14 protein-coding genes and 1 riboswitch are annotated in these 13,286 nt (G+C 56.0%); of the genes, 10 read left to right on the top strand and 4 right to left on the bottom strand.

What is annotated here, in order from left to right:
- Window positions 1-147 precede the first annotated feature (147 nt).
- Window positions 148-282, top strand: a riboswitch (molybdenum cofactor riboswitch).
- The 7 genes from moaA to J2125_RS18525 all read left to right on the top strand — a co-directional run bounded on the left by moaA (window position 270) and on the right by J2125_RS18525 (window position 5,068).
- The gene (moaA, locus tag J2125_RS18495) at window positions 270-1,259 is read left to right on the top strand and encodes a GTP 3',8-cyclase MoaA (RefSeq protein ID WP_085939515.1); all 990 of its coding nucleotides are present in this window, start codon (window positions 270-272) and stop codon (window positions 1,257-1,259) included. It overlaps the preceding riboswitch by 13 nt.
- Window positions 1,260-1,277: 18 nt before the next feature.
- Complete coding sequence (gene moaB, locus J2125_RS18500) at window positions 1,278-1,793, top strand: molybdenum cofactor biosynthesis protein B (protein WP_017799077.1); 516 nt, start codon at window positions 1,278-1,280, stop codon at window positions 1,791-1,793.
- 2 nt (window positions 1,794-1,795) lie between these two features.
- Window positions 1,796-2,281, top strand: a complete 486-nt coding sequence (moaC, locus tag J2125_RS18505) for a cyclic pyranopterin monophosphate synthase MoaC (protein WP_017799078.1) — start codon at window positions 1,796-1,798, stop codon at window positions 2,279-2,281.
- A complete protein-coding gene (gene moaD, locus J2125_RS18510; RefSeq protein ID WP_017799079.1) occupies window positions 2,274-2,519 on the top strand; it encodes a molybdopterin synthase sulfur carrier subunit in 246 nt (81 codons plus the stop codon). Before moaC ends, moaD begins: the two co-directional genes overlap by 8 nt.
- Window position 2,520: 1 nt before the next feature.
- Entirely contained in the window at window positions 2,521-2,973 is a 453-nt protein-coding gene (moaE, locus tag J2125_RS18515; RefSeq protein WP_017799080.1) for a molybdopterin synthase catalytic subunit MoaE, read from the top strand.
- Between the two features lie 104 nt (window positions 2,974-3,077).
- Window positions 3,078-3,893 (top strand): CPBP family intramembrane glutamic endopeptidase, encoded by an 816-nt coding sequence (locus J2125_RS18520; protein ID WP_017799081.1) that lies wholly within the window; start codon window positions 3,078-3,080, stop codon window positions 3,891-3,893.
- An 83-nt stretch (window positions 3,894-3,976) separates the two neighbouring features.
- Window positions 3,977-5,068 (top strand): DUF1615 domain-containing protein, encoded by a 1,092-nt coding sequence (locus tag J2125_RS18525; protein WP_017799082.1) that lies wholly within the window; start codon window positions 3,977-3,979, stop codon window positions 5,066-5,068.
- Between the two features lie 17 nt (window positions 5,069-5,085).
- Here J2125_RS18525 and J2125_RS18530 read toward each other — a convergent pair whose 3' ends face one another.
- Window positions 5,086-7,032: a methyl-accepting chemotaxis protein gene (locus J2125_RS18530; protein WP_017799083.1), complete on the bottom strand. Its 1,947-nt coding sequence runs from the start codon at window positions 7,030-7,032 to the stop codon at window positions 5,086-5,088.
- 226 nt (window positions 7,033-7,258) lie between these two features.
- On the opposite strand from J2125_RS18530, the gene J2125_RS18535 reads away from it, so the two are divergent.
- Entirely contained in the window at window positions 7,259-7,969 is a 711-nt protein-coding gene (locus J2125_RS18535) for a Bax inhibitor-1/YccA family protein (protein ID WP_026111429.1), read from the top strand.
- A gap of 39 nt (window positions 7,970-8,008) precedes the next feature.
- Here J2125_RS18535 and J2125_RS18540 read toward each other — a convergent pair whose 3' ends face one another.
- From J2125_RS18540 to J2125_RS18550, 3 genes are read right to left on the bottom strand one after another with little or no spacing between them, the layout of a single operon-like run.
- Entirely contained in the window at window positions 8,009-8,977 is a 969-nt protein-coding gene (locus tag J2125_RS18540; protein WP_017799085.1) for a lysylphosphatidylglycerol synthase domain-containing protein, read from the bottom strand.
- Complete coding sequence (gene clsB / locus J2125_RS18545) at window positions 8,977-10,221, bottom strand: cardiolipin synthase ClsB (RefSeq protein ID WP_017799086.1); 1,245 nt, start codon at window positions 10,219-10,221, stop codon at window positions 8,977-8,979. Before clsB ends, J2125_RS18540 begins: the two co-directional genes overlap by 1 nt.
- Window positions 10,218-10,979, bottom strand: coding sequence for an endonuclease/exonuclease/phosphatase family protein (locus J2125_RS18550; RefSeq protein ID WP_017799087.1), 762 nt, complete (start codon window positions 10,977-10,979; stop codon window positions 10,218-10,220). Before J2125_RS18550 ends, clsB begins: the two co-directional genes overlap by 4 nt.
- Window positions 10,980-11,162: 183 nt before the next feature.
- Here J2125_RS18550 and J2125_RS18555 point away from each other — a divergent pair, with 183 nt between their 5' ends.
- Together J2125_RS18555 and rhlE are read left to right on the top strand one after the other, a co-directional pair.
- Window positions 11,163-11,555, top strand: coding sequence for a YbhQ family protein (locus tag J2125_RS18555; protein ID WP_017799088.1), 393 nt, complete (start codon window positions 11,163-11,165; stop codon window positions 11,553-11,555).
- A gap of 218 nt (window positions 11,556-11,773) precedes the next feature.
- Entirely contained in the window at window positions 11,774-13,192 is a 1,419-nt protein-coding gene (gene rhlE, locus J2125_RS18560) for an ATP-dependent RNA helicase RhlE (RefSeq protein WP_017799089.1), read from the top strand.
- The last annotated feature ends 94 nt before the right edge of the window (window positions 13,193-13,286 follow it).

Consider the following 13,286-nt stretch of genomic DNA (forward strand, 5'->3'; position numbering starts at 1 on the left):
TTAATAAATATAAATGTTGACGCATTTTACCCGATCGCGCAGCGAAAATGCGTGTAAATTCGTTATATATCATAATATATAGCGAAAAGTGTTAGTGGTATCGCCTTGCTGTTAGCGTTAGAATTATTTCACCGCGATTGACAGCCCCGCTGCCGATCACACTCTAGCCTTTATACCTAAGTCCTCGCGATAGGGTGTACTGGCCGTAGCCTTTGAGCTGCCAGGGTGCAGAAAGAAATGACTGCATCTCCCGTATTTGGAAAGGTGTTCTGGTGTCACAATTTACTGATAATTTTGAGCGCAAGTTTTATTACTTGCGCTTGTCGATCACAGACGTATGCAACTTTCGTTGTACCTATTGCCTGCCCGACGGTTATAAACCGCAAGGCGTCACCAATAAAAGCTTTTTGTCACTGGATGAGATCCGGCGGATTACCCGTGCCTTCGCCGCGTCGGGTACCGAGAAGGTGCGCCTGACCGGCGGCGAACCCTCGCTGCGCCGTGATTTCTGCGAGATTATCGCCGCCGTGCGCGAAAACCCGGGGATTCGCCAGCTGGCGGTCACCACCAATGGCTATCGGCTTGAGCGCGATGTCGCCGCCTGGCGCGACGCCGGACTGACCGCGCTGAATGTCAGCGTCGACAGCCTCGATGCCCGCCAGTTTCACGCCATCACCGGCCAGGATAAATTCCATCAGGTGATGCGCGGTATTGATGCGGCGTTTACGGCCGGTTTCAGTAAAGTCAAAGTCAATGCGGTGCTGATGCGTGATGTGAATCATCACAGTCTGGAGACCTTTCTTGACTGGATCCGTGACCGTCCGATTCAGCTGCGCTTTATCGAACTGATGGAAACCGGCGACAGCAGCGCGCTGTTTCGCCAGCACCATATCTCCGGGGAAGTGATCCGCGATCGGCTGCTGGCGCGCGGCTGGCAACGGCAGGCGCGGGAGCGCAGTGATGGTCCGGCGCAGGTGTTCCGCCATGCGGATTATCAGGGCGAAATCGGCCTGATTATGCCGTATGAAAAAGATTTCTGCGCCAGCTGTAACCGCCTGCGCGTCTCCGCCGTCGGCAACCTGCATCTGTGCCTGTTTGGCGAGGGTGGCGTGCCGCTGCGCGACCTGCTGGCCCGCGACGATCAGCAGCAGGAGCTACAGGCACGGATTGCCGCCAGCCTGAACAGCAAAAAACAGACCCATTTCCTGCATCAGGGCAATACCGGCATTACTCAGAATCTGTCATTTATTGGTGGCTAACCGGCCTGGAGAAGCGTAATGGACAAACCCGAATCAGAATTTAAAGCCGCGGCGATTGCGGTACTGACCGTTTCCGACAAACGTGACGCCACGAACGACAGTTCCGGCGACTATCTGCGTGAAGCGGCCAGTGAAGCGGGTCATGAAGTAATTGATCACGCCATCGTGAAAGATAATAAGTACCGTATTCGCGCCATCGTCTCCAGCTGGATCGCCAGTGACGACGTGCAGGTGATCCTGATCAATGGCGGCACCGGTTTCAGCGCCAGCAACAGCACGCCGGAAGCGCTGCAACCGCTGTTTGATCGTCAGATTGACGGTTTTGGCGAACTGTTCCGCATGGTCTCGTATGAAGACATTGGCAGCGCCACCCTGCAATCGCGTGCGCTGGCGGGGATGGCGAATCAGACGCTGATCTTTGCAATCCCCGGTTCCGGCAACGCCTGTCGCAGCGCCTGGGAACGCATTATTGCTGACCAGCTGGATGCCCGCACCCGTCCCTGTAATTTTATTTCGCATTTAAAGAAGCCATAAGTATGTCGCAATTGACCCATATCAACGCCTCAGGTGAGGCCCATATGGTGGACGTTTCCGCCAAGACCGAAACGGTGCGCGAGGCGCGTGCTGAAGCTTTTGTGGTGATGCACCCTGACACCCTGCAAATGATTATCGATGGCAGCCACCACAAAGGTGATGTGTTCGCCACCGCACGGATTGCCGGCATTCAGGCGGCGAAACGCACCTGGGAACTGATCCCGCTCTGCCATCCGCTGATGCTGAGCAAAGTGGAAGTGACCCTCAGCGCCGAGCCACAACATCATCGGGTACGCATTGAATCCTGCTGCCGTTTAACCGGCAAAACGGGTGTGGAGATGGAAGCACTGACCGCCGCATCAGTGGCGGCGCTGACCATTTACGATATGTGTAAAGCGGTGCAAAAGGATATCACCATCGATAATCTGCGCCTGTTAAGCAAAAGCGGCGGTAAGTCCGGCGATTTTCAGGCGGTAAGCCATGATTAAGGTGCTGTTTTTTGCTCAGGTGCGTGAGCTGGTGGGCGTTAACCAGCTGGAGATGGCGGCAGAGTTTAGCGATGTTGAAGCGCTGCGCGTAGCGCTGGCCGCACAGAGCAACCGCTGGTCGCTGGCGCTGGAGTCTGGCAAGCTGCTGGCGGCGGTCAATCAGACGCTGGTGGCGTTGCAGCATCCGCTGAAAGATGGTGATGAAGTGGCGTTCTTCCCACCGGTTACCGGAGGCTGATATGGAAACCCGTATTCGTGTCGGTCATCAGCCATTTAGTATGGCCGAGGAGTACCAGTGGCTGGCCGCCTGCGATGAAGATGGCGCCGTGGTGACCTTTACCGGCAAAGTGCGCAATCACAATCTCGGTGATGATGTTTCGGCGCTGACGCTGGAGCACTATCCGGGGATGACCGAAAAAGCGCTGGAAGAGATCGTCGCCGAAGCCCGTCAGCGCTGGCCGCTGCAACGTGTGACTCTGATTCATCGTATTGGCGAACTGTTTCCCGGCGATGAAATCGTGATGGTGGGGGTGACCGGCGCGCATCGCAGCGCCGCCTTCGCCGCCGCTGAATTTATGATGGATTATCTGAAAACCCGCGCGCCGTTCTGGAAGCGCGAAGCCACACCGCAGGGCGACCGCTGGGTCGATGCGCGTGACAGCGATAAGCAGGCCGCCCGCCGCTGGGAGTAAGTAGCAGACCGCATAGCAACAGGTGCTAAATAGTCCCTGTAACGTTAAGATTAGCGTTTCGGGCAAAACCTCGTTTTTTCACACGTCATAAAAGGGACTTTTATATGTGGATCTTACTTGCCTTCTCGCTGCTGGCTGCCAGCTTTAACCGTTATACCGGCGCATTACTGCTGCTGCTGACCACCGTCTGGGCCACATACAGCGGCGTGCTGACGCTTGCCGGTGTAGGGGTGATGATGGTGGTGGCGGTGATTGCACTACTGTTGCATCGCTATCGTCATATCAGCGCGCTGGCGATTAGCGCGGAGTTACTGCTGCTGTTTATTGCGATCAATTTGCTCAGCCATTTTACCCCCGGTTTTAATAACGTCAGGGTGCTGGATCAGGTACGCGCCGGTGAGATGAGTGCGCCGTTTTCGATGTACTATAACTTCGATAAGGCGCTGCTACCTTTTGTTTTTCTGGCGATTATACCGACGCTGTTTCGCACCCGACCCCTGCGTCAACCGGCGGCGATTTACTGGTTGCCGCTAATCCTGAGTCTGCCGCTGCTGTTGTTAATGGCGACCGCATTTGGCGGTTTAAAAATTGAACCCCATGCGCCGCAATGGATTGGCCAGTTTTTCCTCGCCAACCTGTTTTTTGTCAGCCTGGCGGAAGAAGCATTGTTCCGCGGCTATCTGCAGCGGCGTCTCAGTCAGTTTATCGGGCCGCTGGCGGGCCTGCTGATCAGTGCGTTGCTGTTTGGCATCTGTCATCTGGCGGGCGGTGTGCTGCTGGTGCTGTTTGCCACGCTGGCCGGGATAATTTACGGGCTGGCATGGATGTGGACTGGCCGCCTGTGGGTGGCGACCCTGTTTCATTTTGCCCTTAATCTGCTGCATCTGCTGTTTTTCACCTATCCGGCCTGGCAGTCCTGATCGGGAAAACTGGCCTAATCTGATGGATTCACGGCTACAGGTTGGTTAAGGTGCCTGCAGCATAAAAATTCCTGAGGATCTGCATGTTATCTCCATTTTCCCCGCGCGGCGTCGTGCTGCTTGCACTGCTGGTGCTGGCGGGATGTAGCAGTAAAAAAACCATTGAGGCACCGGCCAGAAGCCCGGCCGATGTCAAAGCCGATATAGTCAGACTGATACCGGCGAAGGTCAGCAATAAAGCGGGGTGGGCAACGGATATCGCTACCGCGTTGCGTACCCAGGAGATTGCGCCGAGCGCCAGCAATATCTGCGCGGTGATTGCCGTTATCGACCAGGAATCGACCTTCAATGCCGATTCGGCGGTTCCCGGCCTGCCAAAAATCGCCTGGGGCGAGATTGAACGCCGTGCCGCTAAAGTGCATGTGCCGGCATTTGTGGTGCGCACCGCGCTGCTGATTAAATCGCCCAACGGCAAAAGCTACAGTGAACGCCTCGACAACGTGCGCAGCGAAAAAGAGCTGAGCGCTATTTTCGATGACTTTATAGATATGGTGCCAATGGGGCAGAAGCTGTTTGGTAATCTTAATCCGATTCACACCGGCGGCCCGATGCAGGTGAGTATCGCCTTCGCCGAAGCCAATGCCAAAGGCTACCCTTACCCGATTGAGGACAGCATCCGCCATGAGGTGTTTAGCCGTCGTGGCGGCATCTGGTTTGGCACCAGACATCTGCTGGGCTATCCGGCCAGTTACAGTCGGCCGCTATACCGTTTTGCTGACTTTAACGCTGGCTGGTACGCCAGCCGTAACGCCGCGTTTCAGGCAGCGGTGACGCGCACTACCGGGATGAAACTGGCGCTGGATGGCGACCTGATCATCTATGGTTCCGATCAGCCCAGCTCGACAGAACTGGCGGTGCGCACCCTGAGCAAGCGGCTGGATCTCAGCGAGCGGGCGATTCGTCGGGCGCTGGAGAAGGGCGATAGCGCAGAATTTGCCGATACCGACCTGTACCGCGATCTGTTTACGCTTGCCGATAAGATGGCGGGCAAACCCGTGGCGCGCGAAATGTTGCCCGGCATTAAACTGGAAAGCCCGAAAATTACCCGCAACCTGACCACCGCCTGGTTTGCCCAGCGGGTGGACAGTCGCTATCAGGCCTGTATGGCGCGCTAAGCGCCATACAACAGCGATTAAGCCTGATCCAGCTGGAATTTCTCGACCGTTTGCGCCAGATGTTTAGCCTGATCTTCCAGCGATGCGGCGGCGGCGGACATCTGCTGCACCAGCGCAGAGTTCTGCTGGGTGACGCCATCCATCTCGTTGACGGCGATCGTCACCTGGCTGATGCCCTGTGACTGTTCGTCGGAGGCGTGAACGATTTCGCCGATAATACTTTGTACCGATCCCACAGCATGGGTCATCTCCTGCATGGTTTTTCCGGCGTCACGCACCAGTGTGACGCCGCTGGTGACGCGCTGAGTCGATTCTTCAATAAGTGCGGAGATCTCTTTTACCGCGCCAGCACTGCGTTGCGCCAGACTGCGAACCTCCGCCGCCACCACCGCAAAACCACGCCCCTGTTCACCGGCGCGCGCCGCTTCCACTGCGGCGTTCAGCGCCAGAATATTGGTCTGGAAGGCAATGCCGTTAATCAGGCTGGTAATATCGCCAATTTTGCGCGAACTTTCGTCGATTTGCTCCATAATCGCCACCACCTGGCTTACCAGCAGCTCGCCGCGGCGGGCAATATCGGTTGCCTGTCCGGTCAGGGCGGTGGCCTGATGCGCGTTATCGGCGTTATGTTTCACCGTTGCGGTAAGCTGCTCCATACTGGCGGCGGTCTGTTCCAGCGCAGCGGCCTGCTGCTCGGTGCGGGAAGCCAGATCGAGGTTGCCACTGGCAATTTCACTGGCGCCGTCGCGGACCGAACTGCTGGCGGCCAAAATATCGCTGACAATATGGCGTAATTGTTGCTGCATGGTGTACATGGCAAAGAAGATGCTCTGGCGATCGTTGCGGCTGACGGGGACTTCGCCGGTGAGGTTACCGTCGGCGATCGCCAGCGCGATTTCCGCCGCCTGCGACGGTTCACCGCCAATTGGCTTCACTACTTTACGGCTGAAGATAGCGCCGAGTACCGCACAGACAATAACAATACTGAGCAGCATCATGACCAGCGCGTAGTGCAGCTGACGGTTGGCTTCAGCCATCACGTTGCTGACCGGGGCGACAATCGCCAGCCGCCAGGGGGTGGCGCTGTTACCGATGGTGATCGGTTGCCACACCACAAAGGCATCCTGTTGCAAAACTGCATCAAAGGTCTCGCTGATGCCGGCGTCGGTATGACTGCCGTTGGCATTGTACGTTTTACCGACGGTACTTTTATCCGGGCTGGAGACCACTTTGCCATCGTGCGACAGCAGTAATGCGTAGCCGCTGCCCTGCCACGGTTTAATCGCATCAATGGTTTTTTGCAGGGTTTCCAGTGAGAAATCAGCGGTGGCCGAGCCGATAAACTTGCCGTCCACCATGATTGGGGCGGCAATCGACGTCAGCATCACATCCACACCGTTATAGGGATAGATATAGGGTTCGAGGATGACCTCTTTCTGTCGCTGACGGGGCAGCAGATAGTAATTGCCGCTACCGGCGACGTCGTAATCGGTGAGGTTATGCACCGCGGGCTGCCCGGCGGTATCGCGATCGACATAACGCACATAGCGTCCAGCCGGATCCTGGTCCGCCTGCGTGGCGAACTCGCTGTCTTTGCCATCAAAGGCGTTGGCTTCAAATGCCAGCGACATCGAGAGAAAATCGTCGTGGGCCGCGAGGCTGTTTTTCAGCAGAACATCGGCGCCCGAACGCTGGGCAAGATTTGCCTGCTTCAGGCTGTAAGCGCTCTGCCCGAGGGCGCGCGCGGCATACAGCGCAGCATCGAGTTTTTGCTGCACGACAAGGGTGTTAGAGCGAGCAATCTGCGCCAGATAATCTTTTGCCAGATTGCGCTGCTGCTGACTGGACTGCCAGCTCAGCAGACCAATCGTCACAGTGAAACCCAGGCCAATAGTCAGCACACCTGTAATCAGCATCAGGGTGCGAGTGCTCATTTTATTTTTTCGCAGCGAGAGGCTGGACATAGAATTTGAATTCCCCGGTCAACAGTGAAGTTATTGCAGTAAAAACGGTGATAACTTCCTGTCAGGCGAACTCCTGTCTGCCTCACTATCGGCCTGGTGGCGACAATCTTGATAGTTATCGTGCATCACTGGCGAAATGAATGGTAAAACTGTAGCGATGCCAATTTGCTGCGGCTTGTGCCACACTTCAAAGAGGTCACTTTTACTTAACGCTAAGGAGCGCATCATGGATCGATTTCCACGGTCGAACGGTTCAATTGTTCAACAGACGAGCACCGGAATACAAACCTATATGGCGCAGGTGTATGGCTGGATGACCTGTGGCCTGTTGCTGACGGCATTTGTCTCCTGGTTTGCGGCAAATACTCCGGCGGTAATGGAGCTGGTGTTCGCCAACCGCATCACCTTTTTTGGTCTGATTATTGCCCAGCTGGCGCTGGTGTTTGTGCTGTCGGGGATGGTGCATAAGATGAGCGGGGCGGTCGCCACCGGGCTGTTTATGCTCTATTCGGCGCTGACCGGCCTGACTATGGCCAGTATTTTCCTCGTTTATACCTACTCTTCGATCGCCAGTACCTTTTTTATTACTGCCGGGATGTTTGGCGCCATGAGTTTCTGGGGCTACACCACCAAGCGTGATTTAAGCGGAATGGGCAGTATGCTGTTTATGGCGCTGATCGGTATTGTGCTGGCGTCGCTGGTGAATATCTGGCTGAAAAGCACGGCGCTGATGTGGGCTGTGACCTATATCGGCGTGGTGGTGTTTGTCGGTTTAACCGCGTATGACACTCAGAAGCTGAAAAATATCGGTGAAGGCATCAATGTTGATGATAAAGAGAATATGCGTCGTTTCTCAATTATGGGCGCGCTGACCCTCTATCTCGACTTTATTAACCTGTTCCTGATGTTGCTGCGTATTTTCGGTAATCGCCGCTGAGGGTAAAACAAGGTACGGCGTATGCCGTACCTTGCAGTATTACGCCGAAGGCTCGCGTTCCATTTCATTCTTTTTTCGTAGCGTACTGGCGCGTCCCTCCAGCCACAGATAGAGCACCAGCGCCAGCAGCAGTGGGGCGATAAAGTAGATCACCCGGTAGGCCAGCAACGCGGCGATAATCGCGCCATGTGAGGCGTGTTGCCCGCTCAGCAGCGCCAGGAATACCGCTTCCAGTACACCAATTCCCGCCGGAATATGAATAATCACCCCGGCAATACTGCTGATCAGCAGTACTCCCAGCACCACCGGATAATCTACTTTCTGCGCCAGCAGCAGCCAGATAATGGTGCCCATTACCATCCAGTTAGCGCAGGAGACGGCAAACTGAAACAGCGCCATACGCAGTGACGGCAATGCCAGCTTCTGGCCTTTTACCGTCCAGCGGCGGCGTTTTGAGAAGGCGCACAGGCCAAGATAAAACACCACCACCGCCAGCAGCACTACGCCAATAATGCGCAGGGTGCCTTCGCCGATAAACCAGCCAGCAGGAATCGGCACCATTCCCCAGCTAAACACCACCCCGGCCAGCAAAATATAACCCAGCCAGTTAGTGGCGATACTTAGCGAGAAGATGCGCGTAATCGTGCTGCCGGAGAGGCCCAGACGGGAGTAGAGTCGATAGCGCATCGCTACGCCGCCGACCCAGGTGCTGAGCGTCAGATTGAAGGCGTAGCAGATAAACGACACCAGCATCACCTGACGCTTCGCCAGTTTATGGCCGCAGTAGGCGCGGCCAATCAGATCGTACAGGCCATAGGTTGCATAGCTGACTACCACCAGCGCTACCGCCGTCAGAATGGCGGTACGGTTGTAGTTAATAATCACGTCCCAGACGTCCTGCCAGTTAACCTTTTTGGCGTAGACCACCAGCAGCGCGATAACGGCGATAAAAAACAGCCACGTCAGCACTTTTTTCACCCGTGCCCAGGCTGGATGCGCTTTTGACATCAGGATTTTGCCCCCGGGTTATCTGTTTCGACACGATCCTGTGTTTCCATCTCCGGCTGTACCGGCGGCGCCACCAGCGCCAGTTTTGGCGTATGGGCGGGCAGCCAGCCAGCAATCGCCGGGAAGTGGCGTAAAAAGTGGAACACCAGCACGCTCTTGCTGATCTGCCACCAGCTGCGCTTCGGCAGCTTGCTGCCATCAACGCGCTGGCAGTCGCGTGCGATCAATCCTTCGAGGTTGTCACGCAGCAGCTGGTTAAACTGGCGGTCGTGGATAATCAGATTGGCCTCCAGGTTCAGCGACAGACTCAGCGGATCGAGATTGCTGGAGCCGACGGTCGCCCACTGCTGATCCTGCACGGCGATTTTGCCGTGCAACGGACGGCGAATGTACTCATAGATCTCGACCCCGGCTTCCAGCAGATAGTTATACAGCAGCTCCGCCCCGACCTTAACGATCGGCATATCCGGTTCGCCCTGTACTATCAGCTTCACCCTGACGCCGCGTTTTGCCGCCTCGCGCATCTCGCGCAGCAGGCGATAGCCCGGGAAGAAGTAGGCATTGGCAATAATCACCTCCTGTTGCGCGCTGCGCAGCATATCCATGTAGTGCTGCTCAATATCGTCACGGTGCTGATCGTTATCGCGAAACACAAACAGCGCCTGCGCATCGCCCGGGGTACTGTTATGCACCGGGCGGTGAGAGCGATAGCCCCACCAGCGGCGCGTCACTTGCTCGCTACCGATCTCCTGCTGCACATAGCGCGCAATATCCTCAACAATCGGCCCTTTGACTTCCACCGCATAGTCCTGTTTAGCCTGCGGGCCATAGCTGGAGTTATGCTCTTCGGAGAAGTTAATCCCACCCACAAAGGCGATTTCGCCATCTGCCACCACGATTTTGCGATGCAGACGGCGGAACACATTGGTACGCATACCAAATATCAGCGGGCGCGGATCGTAATAGATAAAACGCACCCCCTCGGCGGTCAGACTGTGCACATACTCATCCGACAGATCCGGTGAGCCGTAACCATCGACCATCATTTCAATCTTTACGCCGCGTCTGGCGGCGGCCAGCAGCTCGGCGTGCAGATCTTTGCCAACCTGGTCCTCAAACAGAATAAACGTTTCCAGTAGCAGGCTGTGTTGCGCGCGACGAATCGCGCCATAGACCCGCGGGAAAAACGCTTCGCCATTTTCCAGCAAACGGATGCGGTTGCCATCGCGCCATTGCATATTCATAGATGAATCTCCACGGCCAGCGGCGCATGATCGGAGAGATGTGACCAGGGTTTGCGCGGGAGTTTCTGTGGATGACTGGCGCTGGCATTGCGCACATAGATACGATCGAGGCGCAGCAGCGGGAAGCGGGCAGGGAAAGTGCGTGCTGGCCGTCCATTTTCACGGCTGAACACCTCTTCCAACCCTGCGCCCTCTGCCAGCAGCTGATTAGCGCGCTGTTGCCAGTCATTGAAATCCCCGGCGACCACTACCGGCGCATCGGCGGGTAGCGATTGCAGTAGCTGGCACATCATCTCCATCTGCGCGTTGCGGTGCGCGTCGCGCAATCCAAGGTGAACGCAGATAACATGCAGAGTGATATCCCGATCCGGCACCTGCACTTTGCAGTGCAACATGCCGCGCTTTTCACTATCGGGCACCGAAATATCAAGATTTTCGTAACTGACGATAGGAAAACGCGACAGTACCGCGTTGCCATGGTGTCCTTCGGGATAGACCGCATTTCGGCCATAGGCATAATCATTCCACATGGTATCGGCAAGAAATTCGTAATGGGGTGTTTCAGGCCAGTTCTCCACGTTTAACAGATGCGTTTCGTGGGTGCCCATCACCTCCTGTAACAAGACAATATCTGCACTGGTTGCACGCACTGCTTCACGCAGTTCTGGCAGAATAAAGCGCCGGTTTGAAGCGCTAAAACCCTTGTGAGTGTTAATCGTCAGGACTTTAAATGAAAATCCTTGCGCCTTTTGTGACATACTGTGTGCGCTCTCCTTTTCGTTTTGTTAAGGATAAAGTGTAGTCTTTGTCACAAAAGAGTGCCGATATGAGCGGTAATTTGCGGCAAAATCCGAAAATTGCGTTAGTCTGAGGAAATTCGTCACCGACACCTGTCGGTAACAGCTTGGGCGACCTTTACTTGGGTCTGCCAGGAGAAAATGATGAAATGGTCGAACCGTATTCAGATTGTCACCGGACAAACCTGTGTACATATTTCACTGCATCTGTTGCTTATCGCCGCCCTGGTGTGGGGCTGGAAGCATCAGGCGCTGGTCCAGGTCAGCATGGTTTTACTGGCGATGTATAGCAGCGTGTTCGTTGCTATGATGCTGACACAGCGCGTTCCGCGCCTGCGTAACCTCGGGGACTTCCTCGAAGACGTCACCACCACTTACTACTTCGGCGCCGCGATGCTGGTGCTGTTGCTGCTGTCGCGGGTGATCCACAATAACCTGTTGCTCGGCGGTATTGGTGTATTGATGGTGGCTGGTCCGGCCGTGGTCTCGCTGCTGGCGAAAGAGCCAGCACGCAATATAGAGAAAAAACGCGGCTAAAGGCGGCGCGAAAGAAAAAGAGGCTGAGCAATCAGCCTCTTTTTTTATTGCTCTTCAGGTAGCATTAGGGAGTTAGCGACAGAGATGTTACAATCCCAAACTTACGCACCGTAGTTTGTGCCCCCCTTTCAAACGTCAGGCTCGCCTGGCGTCAAGTTATCCCCCTGGAAACTACGCCGTCGAACACGGTCAGGGCGGATCCGGAGTTACTCTAATTTATGTCATTTGATTCTCTCGGCCTGAGTGCCGACATTCTGCGCGCTGTTGAAGAGCAGGGCTATACTGAGCCAACGCCAATCCAGCGTCAGGCGATCCCGGTAGTGCTGGCAGGCCGTGACCTGATGGCCAGTGCGCAAACCGGTACCGGTAAAACCGCAGGCTTCACCCTGCCGCTGTTGCAGCTGTTAAGCAGCAACAACCCGCACCCTAAAGGCCGTCGCCCGGTGCGCGCGCTGATCCTGACACCGACCCGTGAACTGGCGGCGCAGGTGGGCGAAAACGTCAGCGAATACAGCAAACATCTGAATATCCGTTCGATGGTGGTGTTTGGCGGCGTCAGTATTAACCCGCAGATGATGAAACTGCGCGGTGGCGTTGATGTGCTGGTGGCGACCCCAGGTCGTCTGCTGGATCTGGAACATCAGAATGCCGTGGATCTGTCCCACGTTGAAATCCTTGTGCTGGACGAAGCTGACCGTATGCTGGATATGGGCTTTATCCACGATATCCGTCGTGTGCTGTCTAAACTGCCCGCGAAGCGTCAGAACCTGCTGTTCTCCGCGACTTTCTCTGATGAGATTAAAGGCCTGGCGGAAAAACTGCTGACCAATCCTGAGCAGGTAGAAGTGGCGCGTCGTAATACCGCTTCTGAGCAGGTTACTCAGCATGTAATGTTTGTTGATAAGAAGCGCAAACGTGAACTGCTCTCCTTCCTGATTGGCCGCGATAACTGGCAGCAGGTGCTGGTGTTTACCCGTACCAAACACGGTGCTAACCATCTGGCGGAACAGCTGAATAAAGATGGCATCACTGCGGCGGCGATCCACGGTAATAAAAGCCAGGGCGCTCGTACCCGCGCACTGAGTGATTTTAAAGATGGCGGCATCCGTGTGCTGGTCGCCACTGATATCGCGGCGCGTGGTCTTGATATCGAAGAGCTGCCGCATGTGGTCAACTATGAGCTGCCTAACGTACCGGAAGATTACGTTCACCGTATCGGCCGTACCGGCCGTGCTGCGGCAACCGGCGCCGCGCTGTCACTGGTGTGCGTTGACGAGCATAAACTGCTGCGTGATATCGAGCGTGTGCTGAAGCGTGAAGTGCCACGTAGCGCAATCGAAGGCTACGAGCCAGACCCGAACATCAAAGCTGAGCCGATTCAGAACGGTCGTGGTTCAGGTGGCGGCGGTGGTCGTGGCGGCAATGGCGGCGGCCGTGGCCGTGGTCCGGCGCAGGGCCAGCGTGGTGGTCAGAACAGCGGCGATCGCAGCGCGAGCAACGGTGAGCGTAGCCAGGGCAATGGTCAGCGTCGTCAGGGCGCAGCGCCTGCCGCACGTGGCAGCAAACCGGCTGGTAGCGGCGCGCCACGCACCAACGTGACGCGTCAGCGCCGTTCGAATCCAGGCAATAACGGTTAATCACCGTCACAGCGGGCCGCACTGGCGGCCCCTGATTTTTTCTTCCCCTGCGCTTTATCCCCGTTTCACATCTTCGCGAAAACCCTTAAACTTG

The organism is Winslowiella toletana (genome assembly GCF_017875465.1).
Lineage (GTDB): Bacteria > Pseudomonadota > Gammaproteobacteria > Enterobacterales > Enterobacteriaceae > Erwinia > Erwinia toletana.

Bases quoted from the DNA above. Each gene is read 5' to 3' on its own strand.
- moaB (WP_017799077.1), top strand. From the start codon at position 1,278: ATGGACAAACCCGAATCAGAATTTAAAGCCGCGGCGATTGCGGTACTG.
- moaC (WP_017799078.1), top strand. From the start codon at position 1,796: ATGTCGCAATTGACCCATATCAACGCCTCAGGTGAGGCCCATATGGTG.
- moaD (WP_017799079.1), top strand. From the start codon at position 2,274: ATGATTAAGGTGCTGTTTTTTGCTCAGGTGCGTGAGCTGGTGGGCGTT.
- moaE (WP_017799080.1), top strand. From the start codon at position 2,521: ATGGAAACCCGTATTCGTGTCGGTCATCAGCCATTTAGTATGGCCGAG.
- J2125_RS18520 (WP_017799081.1), top strand. From the start codon at position 3,078: ATGTGGATCTTACTTGCCTTCTCGCTGCTGGCTGCCAGCTTTAACCGT.
- J2125_RS18525 (WP_017799082.1), top strand. From the start codon at position 3,977: ATGTTATCTCCATTTTCCCCGCGCGGCGTCGTGCTGCTTGCACTGCTG.
- J2125_RS18530 (WP_017799083.1), bottom strand. From the start codon at position 7,032: ATGTCCAGCCTCTCGCTGCGAAAAAATAAAATGAGCACTCGCACCCTG.
- J2125_RS18535 (WP_026111429.1), top strand. From the start codon at position 7,259: ATGGATCGATTTCCACGGTCGAACGGTTCAATTGTTCAACAGACGAGC.
- J2125_RS18540 (WP_017799085.1), bottom strand. From the start codon at position 8,977: ATGTCAAAAGCGCATCCAGCCTGGGCACGGGTGAAAAAAGTGCTGACG.
- clsB (WP_017799086.1), bottom strand. From the start codon at position 10,221: ATGAATATGCAATGGCGCGATGGCAACCGCATCCGTTTGCTGGAAAAT.
- J2125_RS18550 (WP_017799087.1), bottom strand. From the start codon at position 10,979: ATGTCACAAAAGGCGCAAGGATTTTCATTTAAAGTCCTGACGATTAAC.
- J2125_RS18555 (WP_017799088.1), top strand. From the start codon at position 11,163: ATGAAATGGTCGAACCGTATTCAGATTGTCACCGGACAAACCTGTGTA.
- rhlE (WP_017799089.1), top strand. From the start codon at position 11,774: ATGTCATTTGATTCTCTCGGCCTGAGTGCCGACATTCTGCGCGCTGTT.